At 58.9% G+C, this 20,493-nt stretch carries 17 protein-coding genes; 7 read left to right on the top strand and 10 right to left on the bottom strand.

The window, feature by feature from the left end:
- Positions 1-61: 61 nt before the first annotated feature.
- The 7 genes from VFQ24_15465 to VFQ24_15435 all read left to right on the top strand — a co-directional run bounded on the left by VFQ24_15465 (position 62) and on the right by VFQ24_15435 (position 7,514).
- Positions 62-1,624, top strand: coding sequence for an amino acid permease (locus VFQ24_15465; protein ID HET9179753.1), 1,563 nt, complete (start codon positions 62-64; stop codon positions 1,622-1,624).
- Between the two features lie 51 nt (positions 1,625-1,675).
- A complete protein-coding gene (locus tag VFQ24_15460; protein HET9179752.1) occupies positions 1,676-2,584 on the top strand; it encodes a hypothetical protein in 909 nt (302 codons plus the stop codon).
- A gap of 68 nt (positions 2,585-2,652) precedes the next feature.
- Positions 2,653-3,675, top strand: coding sequence for an adenosine deaminase (gene add, locus VFQ24_15455; GenBank protein HET9179751.1), 1,023 nt, complete (start codon positions 2,653-2,655; stop codon positions 3,673-3,675).
- Positions 3,676-3,720: 45 nt separating this feature from the next.
- Positions 3,721-4,437, top strand: a complete 717-nt coding sequence (locus VFQ24_15450; protein ID HET9179750.1) for an HAD-IA family hydrolase — start codon at positions 3,721-3,723, stop codon at positions 4,435-4,437.
- 341 nt (positions 4,438-4,778) lie between these two features.
- The gene (gene sat / locus VFQ24_15445) at positions 4,779-5,948 is read left to right on the top strand and encodes a sulfate adenylyltransferase (protein HET9179749.1); all 1,170 of its coding nucleotides are present in this window, start codon (positions 4,779-4,781) and stop codon (positions 5,946-5,948) included.
- Positions 5,942-6,712 (top strand): sulfite exporter TauE/SafE family protein, encoded by a 771-nt coding sequence (locus VFQ24_15440; GenBank protein HET9179748.1) that lies wholly within the window; start codon positions 5,942-5,944, stop codon positions 6,710-6,712. The genes sat and VFQ24_15440 overlap by 7 nt, the downstream gene beginning before the upstream one ends.
- Before the next feature lie 58 nt (positions 6,713-6,770).
- A complete protein-coding gene (locus VFQ24_15435; protein HET9179747.1) occupies positions 6,771-7,514 on the top strand; it encodes a phosphoadenylyl-sulfate reductase in 744 nt (247 codons plus the stop codon).
- A 67-nt stretch (positions 7,515-7,581) separates the two neighbouring features.
- On the opposite strand, the gene VFQ24_15430 is transcribed toward VFQ24_15435, so the two are convergent.
- From VFQ24_15430 to topA, 10 genes are all read right to left on the bottom strand, one after another.
- Positions 7,582-8,691, bottom strand: coding sequence for a penicillin-binding transpeptidase domain-containing protein (locus VFQ24_15430; protein ID HET9179746.1), 1,110 nt, complete (start codon positions 8,689-8,691; stop codon positions 7,582-7,584).
- Positions 8,692-8,798: 107 nt separating this feature from the next.
- On the bottom strand, positions 8,799-9,851 hold the full coding sequence (gene recA, locus VFQ24_15425) for a recombinase RecA (GenBank protein HET9179745.1): 1,053 nt from the start codon (positions 9,849-9,851) through the stop codon (positions 8,799-8,801).
- Between the two features lie 106 nt (positions 9,852-9,957).
- A complete protein-coding gene (locus tag VFQ24_15420) occupies positions 9,958-10,848 on the bottom strand; it encodes a 3-hydroxybutyryl-CoA dehydrogenase (protein ID HET9179744.1) in 891 nt (296 codons plus the stop codon).
- Between the two features lie 32 nt (positions 10,849-10,880).
- Complete coding sequence (gene lepB, locus VFQ24_15415; protein ID HET9179743.1) at positions 10,881-11,849, bottom strand: signal peptidase I; 969 nt, start codon at positions 11,847-11,849, stop codon at positions 10,881-10,883.
- 13 nt (positions 11,850-11,862) lie between these two features.
- Entirely contained in the window at positions 11,863-13,056 is a 1,194-nt protein-coding gene (locus tag VFQ24_15410; protein HET9179742.1) for an acetyl-CoA C-acetyltransferase, read from the bottom strand.
- 211 nt (positions 13,057-13,267) lie between these two features.
- Positions 13,268-14,212: a tyrosine recombinase XerC gene (gene xerC, locus VFQ24_15405; protein HET9179741.1), complete on the bottom strand. Its 945-nt coding sequence runs from the start codon at positions 14,210-14,212 to the stop codon at positions 13,268-13,270.
- Positions 14,213-14,234: 22 nt separating this feature from the next.
- Complete coding sequence (trmFO, locus tag VFQ24_15400) at positions 14,235-15,629, bottom strand: methylenetetrahydrofolate--tRNA-(uracil(54)-C(5))-methyltransferase (FADH(2)-oxidizing) TrmFO (protein HET9179740.1); 1,395 nt, start codon at positions 15,627-15,629, stop codon at positions 14,235-14,237.
- 69 nt (positions 15,630-15,698) lie between these two features.
- Positions 15,699-16,751 (bottom strand): alpha/beta fold hydrolase, encoded by a 1,053-nt coding sequence (locus VFQ24_15395; GenBank protein ID HET9179739.1) that lies wholly within the window; start codon positions 16,749-16,751, stop codon positions 15,699-15,701.
- A gap of 27 nt (positions 16,752-16,778) precedes the next feature.
- On the bottom strand, positions 16,779-17,849 hold the full coding sequence (locus VFQ24_15390; GenBank protein ID HET9179738.1) for an SMP-30/gluconolactonase/LRE family protein: 1,071 nt from the start codon (positions 17,847-17,849) through the stop codon (positions 16,779-16,781).
- Between the two features lie 197 nt (positions 17,850-18,046).
- Positions 18,047-20,458, bottom strand: coding sequence for a type I DNA topoisomerase (gene topA / locus VFQ24_15385; GenBank protein ID HET9179737.1), 2,412 nt, complete (start codon positions 20,456-20,458; stop codon positions 18,047-18,049).
- Positions 20,459-20,493 lie beyond the last annotated feature (35 nt).

Below are 20,493 nucleotides of genomic sequence, written 5' to 3'. Positions count from 1 at the left end.
GAACATCCGATTTATGGTCCGCCGCTCCGGCACTTCCCGATGCTTCTTCTAAAGGAGTGTTTTGGTCTCACAATTCCGTCGCACGAAGAGCATTGAAAAACTGCTTGCGGATGCCGATGCGCCTGAGCATCGGCTTCGCAAGACGCTCGGTCCGTGGTCGCTGACGGCCCTGGGCGTAGGGGCGATTATCGGCGCGGGCATTTTTGTGCTGACGGGCACTGCAGCGGCGGGCGAGAGCCTTGAGACCCACTCTCTGCTCAAGGCCCCTCTGCTCAGCGTCCTTCTTCACGGGGAGCACGCAATTGGGATGTCAGGCCGGCCCGGCGCGGGTCCGGCCATCGCCCTTTCTTTCTTCCTGGTGGCGGTGGCCTGCGGGTTGGCAGGACTCTGCTACGCGGAACTGGCTTCCATGATTCCGATTGCGGGCAGCGCATACACGTACACCTATGCGACGCTCGGCGAACTGGTGGCCTGGATCATCGGGTGGGACCTGATCCTGGAATACGCGGTCAGCAACATGGCCGTGGCGGTGGGCTACTCCGCTTACTTTGATAGCCTGCTTCATAACCTGGGTCTCTCTCTGCCCGCACAGCTTTCCGAGCCCATGCTCGATTCATCCCTCCACTTCAGTGGGTCGTATTTCAACCTGCCGGGCTTCCTGGTGGTGATGGTTCTCACCGTGGTTCTGGTGATCGGCATCCGGGAAAGCGCCGGCGCCAACAACTTCATGGTAGCGGTCAAGATCGCCGCCATTGGGATCTTCGTCATCTGGGCTTCCGGACATGTACATCCTTCCAACTGGGCGCCCTTTATGCCCAATGGTTTCCAGGGAGTGCTGACGGGCGGGGCCATCGTCTTCTTCACCTATATCGGCTTCGATTCGGTCTCCACCGCCGCTGAAGAGTGCCGCAATCCGCAGAAGGATGTTCCTTTCGGCATCATCGCCTCTCTGGTTGTCTGTACGGTTCTTTATTGCACGGTGGCGATTGTGCTTACCGGAATTCAGAACTGGCAGACCTTGCGAAACGCGGCCCCGGTGGCCAATGCCCTGGCCGCCATCGGGCTTCCTGGCGTGGAACGCTGGGTGACCATCGGCGCGCTCACGGGCATGCTCAGTTCGCTGCTGGTGTTTCAGCTCGGACAGGCCCGCGTGTGGTTTGCCATGTCGCGCGACGGGTTGCTGCCGAGGATTTTCTCAAAAGTTCACAGGAAATTTCGCACACCGCACGTCAGCACCTGGACAGCGGGTCTGTTTGTCGCTATCCCGGCGGGTATTTTCAACATCGGGACACTCGCTGATCTTTCCAACATTGGAACTCTGTTTGCTTTCCTGCTGGTGTCGCTGGGGGTTCTTGTGCTGCGCCGAGCCCAGCCGGACCGCCGCCGTTCCTTTCGCGTTCCCTGGGTGCCCCTGATTCCCATCGCGTCCATGGCCTGTTGTCTGGTCCTGATGGCCAGCCTGCCAGTGGAAACCTGGCTGCGGTTTCTGGTGTGGCTCGTCATCGGTCTTGTCATCTACTTTACTTACAGCCGCCGTCACAGCGAGTTTGCCCGTGAGGGTTCCACGGGGCCGGAAATGACCGCCGATCGTGGCGCTGGTCTCCCCCACTACGGCCAAACGTAAAAAAGGGCGACGCGCCATGTTGTAGAATAAGAAGGATACTCGTGCATCCCGATGGCATCACAACCGGACAGGATGAAGCTCAAACCTACATCTTCTGAATCCGCCCCCTGCCCTCAGCAGAAATGTATCCACATCCTGGGCGTATTTTTTGTGCTGGCTGGCGTCGCACTCCTCGCGGCCCCACCCGCGTATGGCTGGGGACGGCAGGCCCACCGGCTGGCGGATGACTGGGCCATCGGCACTCTCCCTCCGAATTTGCACAGCTACTATCTCTCAAACCGCAACTTGATTCTCGGCCATGCGAACGATCCTGCAGAGTGGATAAAAAAGGACCGATATGAGGAGATGCGCCACTACATTTTTCTCAACAAGTATGGGATGTTCCCTCACCTCGAGCTTCCGCACTCCTACAAGGCCGCCGTCGCAAAGTACGGGGCGAAGCACATCACGCGCAACGGCGTGCTGCCCTGGCAAATCGGAGAATACAGTCTTAAACTGACCAACGCCTTCCGCGCCCACGATTGGGAGCAGGTGAAGCTGAACAGCGCGGCGCTCGCCTTCTATGTGGCGGATGCTCACGACCCATTACACACAACGCAAAATTACAACGGCCAGATGACCGGGCAGACCGGGCTCGAAATGCGCTTTGGCGACGAGCTGGTCGAACGCTTTTCCCACTTTTTCATGTTCAGGCCTGACAACGCGGCAAAGGTAAGTGATCCCACTGAGCAGGCCTTCCAGATGATCCTGGAAGCCAACACCTGGGTTAATCAGATAGTCCTGGCCGATCTTGTGGCCCAGCAGGGCCGGACGGGCTACACCGATGCCTATTTTGACGCTTTCTATTCTCGAGTAGGATCGACAGCGATGAAGGAGATCAGCGAAGCTGCGCACGATATTGGTTCTTACTGGTACAGCGCGTGGCTCAACGCCGGTCGCCCTGACTTGCCCGGCCATTAGTTGCTCCCGAGAACCTTCCCTTGCGGGTGCCTCGCGGATACACCTGGCGCGCCTTGAAGGATATTCACATGCCCCTTCCCAACGGCTTCATCACAAAGCTGCCCAAAGCGGAACTCCATCTGCACCTGGAGGGAAGCCTGCGGCCGGACACGCTGCGCGAGCTATCGCGGGGCAAGGGCAGCATGGAGAGTAAAGTCGCGCAATGGATTCTGGAGCGGGAGCTGCAGGGTTATCGCTATTCGACGTTCGCGAATTTCATCGAGGCGTTCAAGTTTGTCGTCCTGCTGCTCGATACTCCGCAAGACTATGCGCTGGCAACCGTCCGGCTCATGGAGTGGCTGGCAGAGCAAAACGTGAAGTATGCGGAGATCACGCTGGCCGCGGGCGTGATCCTCTGGAAGCAGCAGCGGCTCGATCAGGTGTATGAGGCCGTCCACGCCGCGTCGATCGAGGCTGGAGCGCGTCTCGGCATGAAGGTCAGCTGGATTCTTGATGCCGTCCGTCAGTTTGGGCCCGATCACGCGCGCGAAGTGGTGAAGTGGGCAGGCCGGTACCGGTCCGACGGAGTTGTGGCGTTCGGACTGGGCGGCGATGAGGAGCGCGGCCCGGCACGCCTGTTTGCAGACGTTTATCGCCAGGCGCGCGACTGCGGCCTGCACACCCTGGCCCATGCGGGAGAAACCACCGGGCCGGACAGCGTCCGCGACGCGGTTGAGCTGCTCAACGTGGAGCGGATTGGCCACGGCCTTGCGGCCGCCCGCGATCCCGAAGTGATGGCGCTCCTGCGCGATCGCGGAATTCCACTCGAGGGCTGTCCCGGCAGCAATGTATCGATAGGGTTGTTGCCGGAGTTTCGTGACTATCCGCTGCCGACATTATTGAACGCCGGAGTTACGATAACTCTGAATTCGGACGACCCGGCCCTGTTCGGAACTTCTATCGAACAGGAATTCACGAAGGCTGCCGCTGAATTTGCGCTTTCTCCGGTTCAGACGGTGGAGCTTTGCGAAAACGCGGTACGCGCTGCCTTTCTGCCGGAACACGAAAAGCAAGCACTGATCAAGCAGATCGAGCAGATAGCTGTTACGTAACCAGGAACGCTGGCCGCGGCCGATTGGCGAAAGGAAATCGACTGAATGAAGGCACCCATACGCGCTATTTTCCTGGATGCAGGGTACACCCTGCTTTTTCCACAGCTTGAAAGGCTTGCTCAAGACCTCGAGGCTGCCGGCTTTCCGGCCCGCGTCGAGCAATTCCACCAGGCGGAGCGTGCGGGGAAGAAAAAACTGGATGAAGTGCTCTGGCCGCAGATTCGGAACGGGCGCATTCCTCGAACCACTAACCATGTTTTCTGGGAGCATTATCTCACGGCCCTGATGGACCAACTCGGGCCCCCGGCAGAGGCTCGCAAGGATCTCAGCGATCGAGTAATTGCGGGATTTCGGGATACCCGCACCTGGTCCAAGGTCCTTCCGGACACGCTCCCAACTCTCCAGAAACTGAAGTCGGCGGGGTACTACCTCGCCGTGATCTCGAATTCCGACGGCACGGTCGAAGGCGAGCTCCAGAGCGCCGGTCTTCACGAATACCTGGAGTTTGTGATCGACTCTTCAGTTGTAGGCGTTGAAAAGCCGCATCCCGAGATTTTCAAGCTGGCCCTGGACCGGGCCGGCTTTAAGCCTCACGAGGCGCTTTATGTGGGCGACACGTATCCCATCGACATGGGCGGCGCCGAACTCGCCGGCCTTCACGGCATTCTGATCGACCGCGTGGGCGCTTATCCGGACGCGGAATGCCCCCGCATCACCTCAATCTCCCAACTGATCGACCTTTCGGATCTGGTCGACCGTTGAAAGGCAGTGCCGTCGGGTTATCTTGAATAATTCCAATCGGATGGGCCGACGCTTAAAATCTGTTGACAGGGCTGGGCAGGGTTGTTACAATCTTGTTTATTCATCTATGGCAGTCTCGATGAACAAGCCGGTTAATGGCGCAGGCGCACAGCGGATGTGTATGTGTTGTTGTACGTCTTCCGTTGGTGGGCGCCGTGTGGCTGGAATTAACGACTTGTAATTCGAACTTCCAGTAGTTCTTAAACGGACGCCCGCTGACGAAAACGTTGGCGGGCGTTTTTGTTTTTGGACGCTCTACGAAATGGAAGCTGGAGCAGGAAGCTGGAGGAGAAAAAAAGGAAATGATCGAACCCCACGGAGGACGGCTCGTAAATCGTTTGATGAGCGGAGAAAAGGCAGCGGAACTGGAGGCTGCCGCTCTGGCGCTTCCCGTGATCCAACTGAATCCCTTTGAAGTTTCTGACCTGGAGATGTTGGCCATCGGCGCCTTCAGTCCGCTCGAGGGATTTATGGGAAGGGCGGATTACACCCGGGTCATCAATGATAAGCGCCTGGCCAACGGCCTTCCCTGGACGCTGCCGGTTACGCTGGCCGTCAACAAGGAAAAGGCTGATAGCCTGAAGAATGCTTCGCGCCTAGCCTTGGCGGACGACACCGGCACGCTCCTCGCAATTCTTGAAATTCAGGACATTTTTCATTACGACCGTGAGGCGGAATCCGTGGCGGTCTTCCGCACGGCCAATAGCGACCATCCGGGCGCCCGCTACGTGGCTTCGCGGGGTGACTGGGTCATCAGCGGTCCAGTGGAAGTTTTCCGGCGTCCAAACGGAGAATTTTCAGAATACAAGTTGGGTCCTGCTGATACCCGCAGAATTTTTTCGGAGCGCGGATGGAACACAGTGGTCGGCTTCCAGACCCGCAATCCCGTGCACCGCGCTCACGAGTACATCCAGAAGGCCGCTCTCGAAATTGTTGACGGGTTGCTGCTGCACCCCATTGGAGGCGAGACCAAGTCCGATGACATCAACCTGGAGGTCCGGCTGCGCTGCTACGAAGTGCTGCTTGAGAACTACTACCCGCGCGACCGCGCGCTGCTGGCCTTGAATCCTGCTTCCATGCGTTATGCCGGCCCGCGGGAAGCCATTTTCCATGCGCTCATCCGCAAGAACTTTGGCTGCACGCATTTCATCGTGGGGCGCGACCACGCCGGGGTCGGGAATTATTATGGCCCATACGACTCCCAGAAGATCTTCAGCGAGTTCGGCAAGGATGAACTGGGAATCATACCGCTGTTTTTTGAACACACCTTTTACTGCCGCGAGTGCTCCGGCATGGCCTCGCAAAAGACCTGCGGGCACGATAAGCAGTCCCGCGTGATGCTGAGTGGCACCCAGGTGCGCACTGTGCTGCGGGATGGCGGACAGTTGCCGCCCGAATTTACCCGGCCCGAAGTGGCGGCGGTCCTTCACCAGGCGTTCAGCCAGCAACTCCAGCAGGAGGCAGCGTGCTGATAAGTTTTCTTGCCTTCATCACCGGCATCCTGGTCGGCCTGACGGGCACGGGCGCGGGCGTCATCCTGACGCCACTCCTATTGATCCTGACCCCGTTCAGCGCGCTGACGGTGATCGGCACTGACCTGATGAGCGGGGCACTCACCAAGCTGGTGGGCGTGGTCGAGCACCGCAAGCTGGGGCAGGTACGGTGGAACATGGCAGGATACCTGCTGGCGGGAAGCATCCCCGCTTCGCTTGGGGGCATCCTGTTTATCCACTTCCTGAAAAGCATGATGTCTGAAGGCCAGCTCGACCATGCCTTAAAGGTTCTACTGGGCCTCACTCTTTTCGGCGTCTCATTTTTCCTGCCTTTCCTGCGGGGCAAGCAGCGGGTGGTTTCCTCCGGTCTTGCAGACCTCACTTGGCGAGAGGGCGGCCTCAAACTGGCTTGGGTGGGCGCGATCGTCGGGTTCCTGGTCTCCATGACCTCGGTGGGCAGCGGAAGCTTGCTGATGATCGCCTTGCTGGTGCTGGTACCGTTGCCGCTTGGGAGCCTCGTGGGGACTGACATCCTCTTCGGGCTGGTCACGACGGCGCTGGCCGGGTCGCTGCACTGGGAGATGGGGAATTTCAACGCCAACCTGTTCCTGCTGCTGGTGGCGGGCGAAGTGCCCGGGGTGATTATCGGCAGCCGGCTGACCCGCCGCATTCCCGAACGTTACATAACCTGGCTGTTCAGCATCCTCTACTTTTCGCTGGGGGCGCGCTTGCTCATCGGCTAGATGAGGTACGGGGCATGGCCTGCCGGCCATCTAACTCTGAAATGGACGAAAGGAAGATATGGAACTTGGAACAGTAGATATTCCTGAGATTGCTAAGTTACTTGCCGAGCGGCATCCAATTGAGATCGTGCAGTTCGCGCTCGAAAACTACTCGGACGGCATCGGGATCAGCTTCAGCGGGGCGGAAGACGTTGTCCTGATCGATCTGGCGGCAAAAGTGGGCGGCAAGTTCAGGGTTTTTTCGCTCGATACGGGAAGGCTTCATTCCGAGACCTACCAGTTCATTGACAAAGTCCGCCAGCACTACGGCCTTCCGATCGAGATCTTCTTCCCGCAAGTGGCTGCAGTGGAGAAGCTGGTGAAGGAGAAGGGGCTGTTTTCTTTCTACCAGGACGGCCACAAAGAGTGCTGCGGGGTCCGCAAGGTTGAGCCGCTTAAGAGGGCGCTTGGAACTCTCGACGCCTGGGTCACCGGCCAGCGACGCGATCAAAGTCCTTCCACGCGCGCGCAGGTGGCTGTGGTTGAAGTTGATCCCGTCTTTTCCACGCCCGAAAGCGACCTGATCAAATTCAATCCTCTGGCCAACTGGAGTTCCAGGCAGGTCTGGAATTACATCCGCGAAAACAACGTTCCTTTCAACCCTCTGCACGAACGCGGCTTCGTTTCCATTGGATGCGAGCCCTGCACGCGTGCGGTGCTGCCGGGGCAACACGAACGCGAAGGGCGCTGGTGGTGGGAAGATCAGACGAAGAAGGAATGCGGGTTGCACGCCGGCAACGTTGAAGCGCAAGCAAAGGCATAAGAATCGGTCCTGAGCGGAGTGGAAGGGCTGGGATAATCCGCGCCCTCCGGGGTGCCGTCAGGCTTAGCTACTGGCCGAGAAGGGTCTTGGTTTCCCGTAGCTCGTTGGGGACAACTTGCTGCAAGCCTTCATAGAGGCGGCCTGCAATTTCAGCAGCGTGCGGGCCGTCCATTGGCCAGCCTCCTCGCAACAGGACTACAACCACGTATCGCGGTGGCGCGTCGGAGTAAGAAAGGAACCATCCCAGCCTCGCGCCGTCTTCACTGCACGTCCCTGTCTTCCCCAGTATTTGCACAACTCCGTCGTTGGCCAGGCGGGCTGTGCCATACGATACCGCTGCCGCCATGCCTTCCCTCACCTCAGGGAATTGTGCTTGCAGGTTGCTCAGTTGGCGTCGCACCTGGGGCTGGAAATTTACCAGTTGTGCCTGTGTCCGTGGATACTGCAGGTAGTAGAGCGTTCCGCCGTTGGCGAAGGCTGAAGCCACGGCCGCCCATTGCAGGGGCGTCACCTCGATCCCTTTGCCGAGATAGGCCAGATAACCCACCTCCCCGTCGGTGGGAGCTTCGGCCGGAAATTCGCCGGGCAAATCTCCCTTAATGTCCAGGCCCGCCTTCGCTCCCAACCCGAACTCAAGCGCGTAACGGGACAGGACCGTAAAACCAACCATCTGGCCTAGCTTGTAGAAGAACCGATTGTTTGAATGCGCCAACGCATCCGTCAGATCCATCCTCGAGCGGCGGCCAACATAGAGTTTTGTTTGCGGCGTAATGATGCCTTCATTCAGCGCCGCCAGGGCCACGATAGGCTTGAAAGTTGAGCAGGGCCGGAAAGCTCCGCTGAAAGCCAGTTTCTGGTTGACGACCGTGAGGATCCGGCCGTCGCTCGGATCCACCACCACGATGCTTCCATTCAGTTTGCCTAATGCCTGGAGCGCGGCCTGGCGCACGCCGGGGTCGTCGCCTTCCGTGATGTCGCCCGCGCCGGGATTTTGGTCGTAGGAACTGACAAGCCACGGACTCCAGCGCCTGCGGACCCGTCGTCGCCTCGAATGGCGGATGAGTCGATGCACAACCGGCGTCCGGGCGGCTGCCAGCACCTGCGGAAGAATTCCGCCGGGAAGGATGAATCCCATGAGCGCTGAGAGCACAACCAGCAGAGGAATACGTCTCTTCAATTGTCTCCCAGCGTGCACAAACATCCTCTCGCGGGCTGGCGCACCGTCTAAAAGCTTTATCAACAACGCATATGGCTTCTGGATCTCAAGCCGTTTTGCAGGCAGGACTACTTCTTGCCTTTTGCCGCGCCAGCATCGGCTGGCTCAGCCTCCTTCGACGACGGCAGATTCAGTGCTTTGCGCAATTCTCGTTCAATCTTTTCGTAAACATCCGGATTCTGTTGCAGGAATTGGCGGGTGTTTTCCCGCCCCTGCCCAATCCGTTCTCCAGCAAAGGAATACCACGAACCGCTCTTTTCAATCAAGTTCATTCCTGCGGAGAGGTCGAGCAGGTCGCCTTCCTTCGAAATGCCTTCGCCGTACAGGATGTCGAATTCGGCGTCGCGGAACGGAGGCGCCATCTTATTTTTCACCACCTTAACGCGGGTCCGGTTGCCCACCACCTTGTCGCCATCCTTAATTGAGGCAATCCGGCGGACATCCAGGCGCACGGATGAGTAGAACTTCAGCGCGCGCCCGCCTGTGGTAGTTTCAGGATTGCCGAACATCACCCCGATCTTTTCTCGAATCTGATTGATGAAAACGAGGCAAGTCTTTGATTTTGAAACCAATGCGGTCAACTTGCGCAGCGCCTGTGACATCAACCGGGCTTGCAGGCCGGGCATGGAGTCGCCCATGTCGCCCTCCAGTTCGGCCCGTGGAACCAAGGCTGCTACCGAATCTATCACAATGATATCAATGGCGTTTGAGCGTACCAGGGCCTCCGCAATTTCCAGCGCCTGCTCACCGAAATCGGGCTGCGAAACCAGCAAGTTGTCAACGTCCACGCCCAGCCTCGCAGCATATTTCGCATCCAGGGCGTGCTCGGCATCCACAAAGGCCGCCATCCCGCCGCGTTTCTGGGCCTCGGCTACAAGGTGCAGTGTTAAGGTGGTTTTGCCGCTGGCTTCCGGGCCGTAAACCTCTATCACGCGGCCGCGCGGAACGCCTCCCACGCCCAGCGCTGCGTCCAGGGAAAGCGCCCCCGTAGGAATCACCTCTACCGGTACCAGCGCCCCTTTCGATCCCAGGCGCATGATGGAGCCCTTGCCGAACTGCTTTTCGATTTGAGTCAGGGCCACCTCGATGGCCCTCATACGTTCAGTTCGTTCTTCTGGCATTCTCGAACCCTCCCTTTGTCCCTCAGGCGTGCTTGACAGGTCTTATGCGACGGCTGGTTTTCCCTGACTTTTCTCTTCGTGGAAGCCGCGCCGACTCTCGATTGGGCTACGCCTTTGCGTAACTGTAGAACCCTCTCCCCGATTTGCGCCCCAGCCGGCCCGCCTCCACCATTCTTTCCAGCAGCGGGCATGGCCTGTATTTTGAATCGTGAAACCCTTCGTGGAGCACGTTCATGATGTCCAGACATACATCCAGGCCGATCAGGTCGGCAAGCTCCAGCGGTCCCATGGGATGGTTCATGCCCAGCTTCATCACTCCGTCCACACCTTCCGGAGCGGCCACACCCTCCATCACGGCATAAACGGCTTCGTTGATCATCGGCATCAGCAATCGGTTTGAGACGAATCCCGGCAAGTCCCTGGCGCGGATGGGCGTCTTGCCCACCGAGGTAGCAATCTGCTCGGCTGCTGCCACGGTCTCTTCCGCAGTATCAAGCCCGGGAACAATTTCCACAAGTTTCATCACCGGCACGGGATTGAAAAAGTGCAGCCCAACAAACCGCGTCGGGCGCCGTGTCACGCTCGCAAGGCGCGTGATCGAAATCGACGAGGTGTTGCTGGCAAAAAGCGCTTCCGGGCGGCAGAGGACGTCAAGCGAACGGAAGACTTCCGCCTTAATTTCAAATTTTTCCGTGACCGCCTCGATCACCATGTCGGCGGAAGCAAGAGCAACCAGCTCAGTGGTGGTCTTCAGCCGGTTTTCAGCCTGCTGCTTTTCCTCTGCCGTCAGCCGGCCTTTCTCAACCTCGCGCGCCAGACCCAACGATATCTTTTCCGCCCCGCGCCCCACCAGTTCCTGTGTGGTGTCGTGCAGAACTACGGAATACCCGCTGCGGAGCAGCACCTGCGCGATTCCGCTGCCCATCGTCCCCGCGCCTACAACGCCAACGATCCGAGTTACGCCTTTTTGTGACGACCGATTTTCTGCTTCCGCCATAAGCATATAACAAGACCGGGCAGTCCCCCATTCTATCTGAGAACTTCACCGATGCGAGACCATCGAACGTGGCGATTTACAGCGTCCCACGAAAAATAGATTGAACTAACCTTCCCCAGGATATCAGCCTGCGGGACAAAGCCCCAGTGACGGCTGTCATACGAATGTAGACGGTTATCACCCATGACAAAAAAGTCGCCAGGTGGGACGTGGATGCCGTCGCTGCGGATGAACTGAGGCATCTGCTGTACCCATTTAGGGTCGAATGCCGCAGAAACAAGTCTGGCCGCCGGGAAGTCTGGGTAAGGCGGAAAGTCGTCGCGCAAAGGCATCGGCTGAGTTGGCGGTTGCACGAATGGCTCGTCCAGAGGCTTCCCGTCGGTAAAGGCCTTTTCATCTTTGACCTTCAGTATTTCTCCACCCGTTGCGACAATCCTTTTGGCGTACACAACCGAGGGATTGGTGGGGAGGCGAAAGGCGATTATGTCGCCAACCTGCGGCGTACGCCCTGTATAGGCTCTCTTATCAACCAGGAAATAATCTCCTTTCAACATTGTAGGAAACATGGATTCTGACGTAACTTTGCGACCTTCCATAAATTCAGAATGGATAATAGACTTCAGTGAATCTTGCCCTGCCCCAAATAGGACTATTAAAAGAACGTAAACGTACCACCGGTTGTAGGCTCTCAGCCGGTAGTCACGGGGAGCTTTACGAGCGCAGTAGACGGAGTCCCCTAGAACGTAGGCTCCAGCCGATAGGATTATTAGTGACGGTGCGAGGATATTCCAAGGCTGGAGCGGAATGAACAGCGATTTGAAGTAGACCAGTCCGGCAACGAGCGCGGCTACATTGACTGCGAGCGCCCGGAGCGGCCGTCCGCTGTACAACTCACCGAGTCCTGCGACTGCCACACTGAGTAGCGCGGCCCGCCATGGAACACGGCGCGAAACTGGATGCGTTGGGCCTCCCTGGGCCGCATTCTCTTCCCCAGTTCCCATTTCCCCCAATCGCCTAACCACCCGAAGTTGTTCTTTCCACCGCCAGCGCGATGGCGTTGCCGCCGCCGAGGCACAGAGCGGCAATTCCGCGGCGCGCGGCGCGGCGTTCCATCTCGTAGAGCAGGTCCACCAGGATGCGCGCTCCCGAGGCGCCGATCGGATGTCCCAGCGCCACTGCGCCGCCGTTCACGTTGGTCTTCTGCGGATCGAGTCCCAGTTGCTCGATCACGGCCACAGCCTGCACTGCAAAGGCCTCGTTCAGCTCCACCAGGTCAACATCTTCCACTTTCCAGCCGGTCTTCTTGAGCAGCGATTCGACGGCGTCCACTGGCGCCATCATCACCCAGCGCGGCTCCACTCCGCTCACCGCCTGCGCCACAATCCGCGCCAGGGGCTCTTTCCCCAGCTTATGCGCGGTTTCAGCCGAGGTCACCAGCGTGGCGGCGGCGCCGTCGTTGGTTCCCGGAGCGTTGCCCGCAGTCACCGTTCCGCCCTGTTTGAAAGCCGGCTTCAGGCGGGCCAGCCTCTCAAGCGAAGTATCTTCGCGGGGCGATTCGTCAACGGAAAACTCCCGCATCTCGCCCTTTTTGCCGGGCACGCAAACAGGCACAATCTGGTCTTTCAGCTTTCCGCTTTTGATGGCCGCAACGGCGCGCCGGTGGCTTTCGAGTGCAAACCGATCCTGGCGCTCGCGCGAGATCTGGTATTTTTCCGCCACCAGCTCGGCGGTCATGCCCATGTGGAAGTCTTCATAGACGTCCCAAAGGCCATCATGCACCATGGAATCCACCAGCGTCTTGTCGCCCAGGCGCAGCCCCTGGCGGGCGCCGGGCACCAGATACGGGCAGTTGCTCATCGATTCCATACCGCCTGCCACCACGACGTCACTGTTGCCCGTCGCGATGCCCTGCGCGGCCAGCGCCACCGCTTTCAGGCCCGACCCGCACACCTTGTTGATGGTCATCGCCGCCACGCGCGGGTCAAGTCCGCCCTTCAGCGCCGCCTGGCGGGCAGGATTCTGTCCCAGGCCCGCCGAGACCACGTTGCCCATGATCACTTCGTCCACCAGGGCCGGCTCAATCTGCGCCCGCCGCACAGCTTCCCGCACCACACAGGCCCCAAGCTCCACCGCGGAAAGGGCGGAAAGAGAACCTTGAAACTTGCCAATCGGAGTGCGGACGGCGGCTATAATCACCGCTTCTTGCATAACTGAATTGAGATTATGTCGCCGCCATGGAATGAAGTCAAGGAAAGGGGATACGCGTAATGGAATTTTCGGGAGTTGTAGCGACGTTCATCCTTCGCCTCTTCTTCCTGGTACTCACGGACGCGGCCCTTCTGAACGATCCACAACTTTCCTTTTGTCTTATCGGATTCAAAATCCCACCTGAGGGGGCGGGCCGCTGTGCCACAACGCGTCACGCTTTCGGGTGGGTACGGTCGTAGACGTCGATCAACTGCTTGATGGAGACCTGGGTGTAACGCTGCGTGGTGGCGAGGCTTTTGTGGCCGAGCATTTCCTGGATGGCGCGCAAGTCGGCACCTTCGGCCAGCAGGTGCGAGGCGAAGGCGTGGCGCAGCGAGTGCGGGCTGACTTTGACATTCATGTCGGGGCCGAAGGTCCGTACGTAACGTTTGAGAATGCGATCGACGGAACGCGTGGTGAGCCGCTGGCCGTAAACGTTGAGGAAGAGCGCGGCACAGCCGGTGCGGGCTTCGCGCAGCAGGCGTTCGCGGGCGGGCAGGTAGGCATCGAGCGCTCCCTTGGCCTTTGAGCCGAAGGGAACAATCCTTTCCTTGTCACCTTTGCCGCGCACCAGCACAAAAGCGTCGCCAAAGTTGACGTTGCGCAGATCCAGCCCCGCAAGCTCGCTGACCCGGAGTCCCGAGGCGTAAAGCAATTCCAGAATGGCGCGATCGCGCAGGATCGCCGGCTCGCCGCCCTGGGCCGCCTGGGCCACACGGTCGAGGAAATTGTTCATCTCTTCTTCGGTCATGATGCGCGGAAGCTTCTTTTCGAGTTTCGGCGTTGAGACGGCTAACGCGGGGTTTTCAGCAATCAATCTTTCTCTGGCCAGGAATTTGAAGAAGGCGCGAATCGCCGCCAGCTTGCGCGCGACGGACGATTTCTGCTCCTGCATCTTAAACAGGTGTGAAAGGTAGGCGCGGATCCTGATCGCGTTCACTGCGTCAACGTCAACCTTGCCCTGCCCGGTATGGTGTGGCGTGGCAGCGGCTTCGTCCTTCCCGGCCAGGAAATCGCGAAACTGGACGAGGTCGCTCTGGTAGTTGCGCACGGTGTGCGGCGAAGCGTTCCGCTCAAATTTCAAATACTCGATGTAACGCTCGATCAGGTCGTCCATAAGGTCTGCGCCAGATTCACCTCTAGCGTGGTGCGGCGGAAGTCATGGGACCTGTAGCGCCGCCCTTCAGGGCGGCATGTGCCGGGCTGAAGCCCGGCGCTACACATTCAAGCCATGGCTCCAATTCATGGAGCGCCCGCTCGCACTGTTTTTCACGGCGCGCGCGGCGGTCACGGGCAACCTGCGTTGGCAGTCTCTCGATGGGCGGCAGAAGATCGAACGCGATGTTTGCCGGCTGATAATTCTGCGGGCTGGCGTGGGTGACGTAGTGGACCAGCGAGCCGAGCGCCGTCGCCCGGGGCGGCGGAGCGAAATGTTTCTGCCGCACCCGCTGGGCCAGCGCCGTGCCGGCCAGCAATCCGGTTGCGATACACTCCACGTAACCCTCAACGCCTGAGAGTTGTCCGGCGATGAAAACCTGCGGGCTCGAGCGAAAACTCAGATCGGGATTGAGAAGGACCGGCGAGTTGATGTACGTGTTGCGGTGGATCTGCCCGTAGCGGAGAAATTCCGCATTTTCCAGGCCCGGAATCAAGCGCAGGATGCGCTTCTGCTCGGGAAATTTCAGGTGGTTTTGAAAACCAACCAGGTTGTAGCTCGAACTGCGCAGATTTTCCGCGCGGAGTTGCACCAGGGCGTAGGGGCGTCGGCCGGTGCGCGGATCAATAAAGCCCACGGGGCGCATGGGGCCGAATCGCAGCGTGTCAAAGCCGCGGCGCGCCAGCTCTTCAATGGGAAGGCAGGCCTCGAAATATTTAACGTCTTCGAACTCGTGTGCCTGGACGGTTTCCGCGCTCATCAACGCCTGATGAAAGGCGCGGTATTCTTCCTGCGACATCGCGCAGTTCAGATAATCATCGCCACCTTTGCCGTAACGCGATGCGCGGAAGATGCGGTCCATGTCGAGGGTTTCGGCATCGACAATCGGGCTGATGGAATCGTAAAAAGCCAGGCTTTCGGTCCCGGCGAGGCGCTGAAGGCTTTCGGCAAGTGCGTCGGAAGTGAGCGGGCCGGTGGCGATGAGCACGAAACGATCGCCGGGGATTTCGGTCAATTCTTCGCGACGGAGGGTGATGAGCGGATGCTCATCGATGGCTCGTGTGACGGACGCCGCAAACCGCTCGCGATCGACGGCCAGGGCCGAGCCGCTGGGCACTGCGCATTCATCGGCCAGGCGCAGCAGCAGCGAACTCGCACGGCGCATCTCTTCCTTAAGCAGCCAGGAAGCCGCGCCAGGAGCGTTGGACTTGAGCGAATTGCTGCAAACCAGCTCTGCAAGGTGGTCCGTCTTGTGGGCGGGTGTTGAGCACCGGGGGCGCATTTCGCAGAGGGTGACACGAACGCCGCGACGGGCAAGCTGCCAGGCCGCTTCGCTGCCCGCCAGACCGCCTCCCGCAATGAGAACCTGTTCCACCATCGGTCGCCTGAATGATTATAGCAACCAATGCGAGGATATGATCGTACCAACGCTATTGATTTTGCGTGGTTATTGTACGAGGAAACCGCTGACCGCCTGCTCGAGTTTGTTCAACTCGCAGCCGGTGGCGATGTGTCCACAATCGGATGTGAGCCGGAGCACTCGAGCGTGGATCAGCCTGGCAAAATCGAGCGCAGGCTGCGGATTGACCATGTGGTCCTGAAGGCTTGGAACCACCAACACCTTGGCGCGGACCGCCGCTGCGGCTTTTTCCATCGAGCCGCCAAAAGGTTTTGAAACGTCGTTGGCCATCATGGCCTGCAACTGCCGGATCCAGTTGTTTGCGTCAAAGTCTTCCATGGTTGCCTTCTGTTTGTCGGCGATGAATTTTGAAAATTCCGCGCGGCTGGTGTGGCTTGCAAAGTAGGCGGGCGTGGTGAGGTTCAAAGTGTGGATGTCGGCGACGGTGTCCATGGCTTCGACCGGCGGCGATGAGTAGTTGCCGTGGTCCCAATCCGCCGCCGACTGGATGGCGTGTAGCTCAGCCGTCCAGAGCAGCAGATCATAGGAAGTGAGGCGCGGGGAGCCGACGATGGGAATGGCTTCATCCATAAAACCGGGATAAGAGACCATCCACTGGAATGTCTGCATGCCGCCCATGGAAATTCCGATCACGGCGTGAACGTGCGAGATTCCGAGGGCGCGCGTTAGCAGCTCGTGCTCCGATTTCACCATGTCTCTGATGTTGAATTCGGGAAACTTCATGCGCGGCTGCGACCTGCTGTTCGACGGCGAGGACGAATTGCCGTCGCCCAGCGCGTCCACCAGAATGACGTAGTACCTGGAAGTGTCAACCATTTTGCCGCGACCTGCATACTGCACCAGGTTCTTTGTGGTGCCCGTGAACCAGGTGGGAAAGACAACCACATTGGACTTCTGTGCGTTCAGAGTTCCGAAGGTGCGGTAGGCGATCCTCAGGCCCTGAATCACCTGCCCGTTTTCCAGTTGAAAATTGCCAAGCGAAGCGTACTTGAGTTGCTGCGCGGACATCGGCGAGGCCCAGACACACAAAATGGCGGCGACGAGCAGACCTCTGGCCGTTCGCGAAATCCTGATCACCATGAGTAGCCTTTCTTTCCGGTATCTTCTCTAGGGTCGAACGCCCGCAATGTTGAGTTTGATGCGATACACGCTGGTGCTGGCGGTCATGTAAAGGGTTTTGCCGTCCGCATCGCCCCAGGCGCAATTAGCGGCCCGTTCCGGAAGCTTGATGGTTCCAATATGCTTTCCTTCAGACGAAATGATCCAGATGCCACCCGGACCCGCGCCGTAAAGATTTCCCTTTTCATCCACCTTTATGCCGTCCGGACCGCCCGCACCCTGGCTGGAATCGGCTTTGCAGAAAACCTTGCCGTTGGCCACCGCGCCGTCGGGCTTGACATCGTAACGCATCCAAACCATGTTGCCAGGATCGGAAACGGCGACGTAGAGATATTTTTCATCGGGCGAAAAAGCGATGCCGTTGGGCCGCGTGAGGTCCTTAATCAGAAGCTGAAGGTGGCGATTGTCGGGCGGCGCTCCAGGCTTGTGCGCGGCTGCGCCCGGCAGACGGTAAACGCCATTGAACGGCAGCTTCTTCAGCGGATCGTTGTCGCTCTGTGTGGGCAGGCCGTAAGGCGGATCAGTAAAATAGAGCGAACCGTCGGATTTATAGACCAGGTCATTGGGACTGCTCAGGCGCTTGCCCTGATAGCTGTCGCAGAGCACGGTCAGCTTTGCGCCGGGTTCCAGCGACTCAAAGCGATAAATATCGCGCTGCGCGTGGCCCGCAACTGTGAGGCGGCCTTGCTTGTCAAGCGTCATGCCGTTTGAGCCGGACTCCGGCCCCGGATAGGGTTTGGTCCCCAGATAGCCGCTGGGATGGAGAAAAACCGAAGCGCCCTGGCCTGGAACCCATTTGTTGATGCTGTTGTGATGAATCGAGGCAAAGTAAAGGACGCCGCTGTGAGTCCAGATGGGCCCCTCGGTCCATTCATAACCGCCGGCAATTTTCTCGACGGTTGCCCCCTGGGGAATGATGGCATCAATCGCCGGATCGAGCCGCACGATCGAGCCGATTGTTGATGAGGCCGACTGCTCCGCCTTCTTCGGCGCTTCCTGCTGAGAACAGCCGGTGATTAGACCCAGCAAACATAATGTGACCACCCAACGCATTTTCATGCGGGCGATTCTACCGCCGCGGTCGAGCGAAAGCAATCAGAAGTCGCCAGGAAACCCGCGGAGTTTACTCCCCAAACGGAAAAGCAGGTTCCTCCCCGCTTCGCGGGACCGCAATGACCGATGGAGGGACATCAAAAGACACGATTGCTTAGCACTCGTCAGCGGAGGTGGGGTTGGGCACCGGGCTTGCCGGCGTCTTATTCTACGATGCGCTCGTATTTGCAGTTTTCATTGCGGCAATACCGTGTGACCTCGCCGGTTTTCTTATTGTTCTTTTCCAGCAGGATTGGCGAGCCGCAGTCGGGGCAGGGTTCGGCCACAGGCTTGTCCCACACCGTAAATTTGCAGTCGGGATAGCGCGTACAGCCGTAAAACGTTTTGCGGCGTTTGGTGCGGCGGACCACGATTTCGCCGGTGCAACCTTCCTCCGGGCAGGCGATTCCCAAGGTTTCCCGCTTGACGAATTTGCACGTTGGATAGTTACTGCAGGCGATGAATTCGCCATAGCGTCCGTGCTTTTTTGCCAGATTATTGCCGCACTCGGGACACTTTTCATCCAGCGGAACGTCGGCCACGGCGGTGGCTTCGCCTTCCTTCATCACAATCTTCTTCGTGTTGCGACATTCGGGATAGCCGGTACAGGCCATAAAGTAGCCAAAGCGTCCCCGCTTCAAGGCCATCGGCTTACCGCATTTCTCGCAGGCCTGCTCAGGGACCTCGGGAGCAGTAGAAGGCGTGCCATACTTCGCGGCCAGTTCCGGCGGGAGGTCGCTGGTGTTCTTGCAGTCGGGATAGCCGGTGCAGGCAAGAAATCTGCCGCTGCGTCCCATGCGGATCACCATGGGCTTGCCGCACTGTTCGCACTGGAGGTCGGTGGGGACGCCTTCGCCTTTGAGGTCAACCATTTCGCGCTCGGCAGCCTTAAGCTCCTTCCGGAACTTCTCGTAGAACTCGGCCAGCGCTCCAGTCCAGGTAAGTTTGCCATCCTCAACCTCATCGAGTTCTTCTTCCATGCGCGCCGTGTAGGCGACGTCGAAGATGTCGGTGAAGCTTTTGACGAGCAAATCGTTCACCACCATGCCGAGTTCGGTGGGAAGGAACCGTCCCTGGAGTTTCTCGACATAATCGCGGTTCTGGATGACCGAAAGAATGGTGGCGTAAGTTGAAGGGCGCCCAATGCCCTTCTCTTCCAATGCCTTCACCAAGGTCGCCTCGTTGTATCGCGGCGGCGGTTCCGTAAAGTGCTGTTCAGGCATCAGGCCGAGCAAGCGTAACAATTCTTCCTTCTCCACCGCGGGAAGCCGCGAAGCCGCCTCATCGCCGTCTTCGGCTGCCTTGTCGTCCTGTCCCTCTTCGTAAACGGCGCGGAAACCTTTGAACTTTTCGACTGATCCCGTGGCGCGCAGCAGATAATCGCCCGCGGCAATGTCAATGGTGGTCTGGTCAAAGACGGCGGGGTTCATCTGCGAAGCCACAAAGCGCTGCCAGATGAGCCGGTAGAGCTTCAACTCATCGGCGGAAAGCTGCCCGTGCAGCGAGTCAGGCGGACGGTCCATGGCTGTGGGGCGGATTGCTTCGTGCGCGTCCTGGGCGCCCTTCTTGGTCTTGTACCTGATGGCCTGTTCCGGCAGATATTCCGCGCCATAGGTCTTCTTGACGTAGGCCCGAACGGACTCGAGAGCGCTGTCTGCAACCCGGGTCGAGTCCGTACGCATGTACGTGATGAGGCCCACCGGACCTTCGCCGAGGTCGATGCCCTCATAAAGCTTCTGGGCCAGCATCATGGTTTTCTTGGCGGTAAAGCGAAGTTTGCGGACGGCCTCCTGTTGGAGTTTGCTGGTGATGAACGGCGGCACCGGAAACTTGCGCCGCTCGCGCGTTTCAACGGAACTCACCTGAAAAGTCGCGCTCTCAATCGCTGCACGGTGTTTGTCCGCGGCGGCCTGGTCCGGAATTTCCAGTTCCTTGTCCTTGAACTTCAACAGGCGCGCTTCAAACGGCGGTGGATTCCTGCCTTCGAGCCTGGCGCCAATCGTCCAGTACTCTTCTTTTTTGAAAGCCTGAACCTCGCGCTCACGCTCGACGATCAGGCGCAGGGCAACGGTCTGCACGCGCCCGGCGGAAATCCCGCGCCTCACCTTGTCCCACAGCAGCGGGCTTACCTGGTAGCCCACCAGGCGGTCCAGAACGCGCCGCGCCTGCTGGGCGTCAACCAGCCGGGTATCGATTTCCTGGGGATTTTCAAAAGCCTTGCGAATGGCTTCGCGGGTGATCTCATTGAAAAGTACCCGATAGAATTTTCTCTTTTTGGAGTCCAGCAACTCGCGCAGATGCGCGCAGATAGCCTCGCCTTCGCGGTCAGGGTCGGCAGCAAGGTAAATTGTATCCGCATCTTTTGCTGCAGACTTCAGAGACTTGATGGTCTCCTTCTTGCTAGGGATCACTTCGTAATTCGGCTTGAAATTGTTCTCCAGGTCCACGCCCAGTTCCTTCTTGGGAAGGTCCATCACGTGTCCCATCGAGGCTTTGACGGTATAACCGGCGCCCAGATAGCGGTTAATCGTCTTGGCCTTAGCCGGTGATTCGACGATAACTAATGATTTAGCCATACTTTAGCAACCCGTGACCGGGATCAATCCTGTCC

It is taken from the genome of Terriglobia bacterium, from assembly GCA_035712365.1.
In the GTDB taxonomy this organism is placed as follows: domain Bacteria; phylum Acidobacteriota; class Terriglobia; order UBA7540; family UBA7540; genus SCRD01.
Note: the sequence above shows the minus strand (reverse complement) of the source record. Positions and strands in the feature narration are given on the sequence as shown.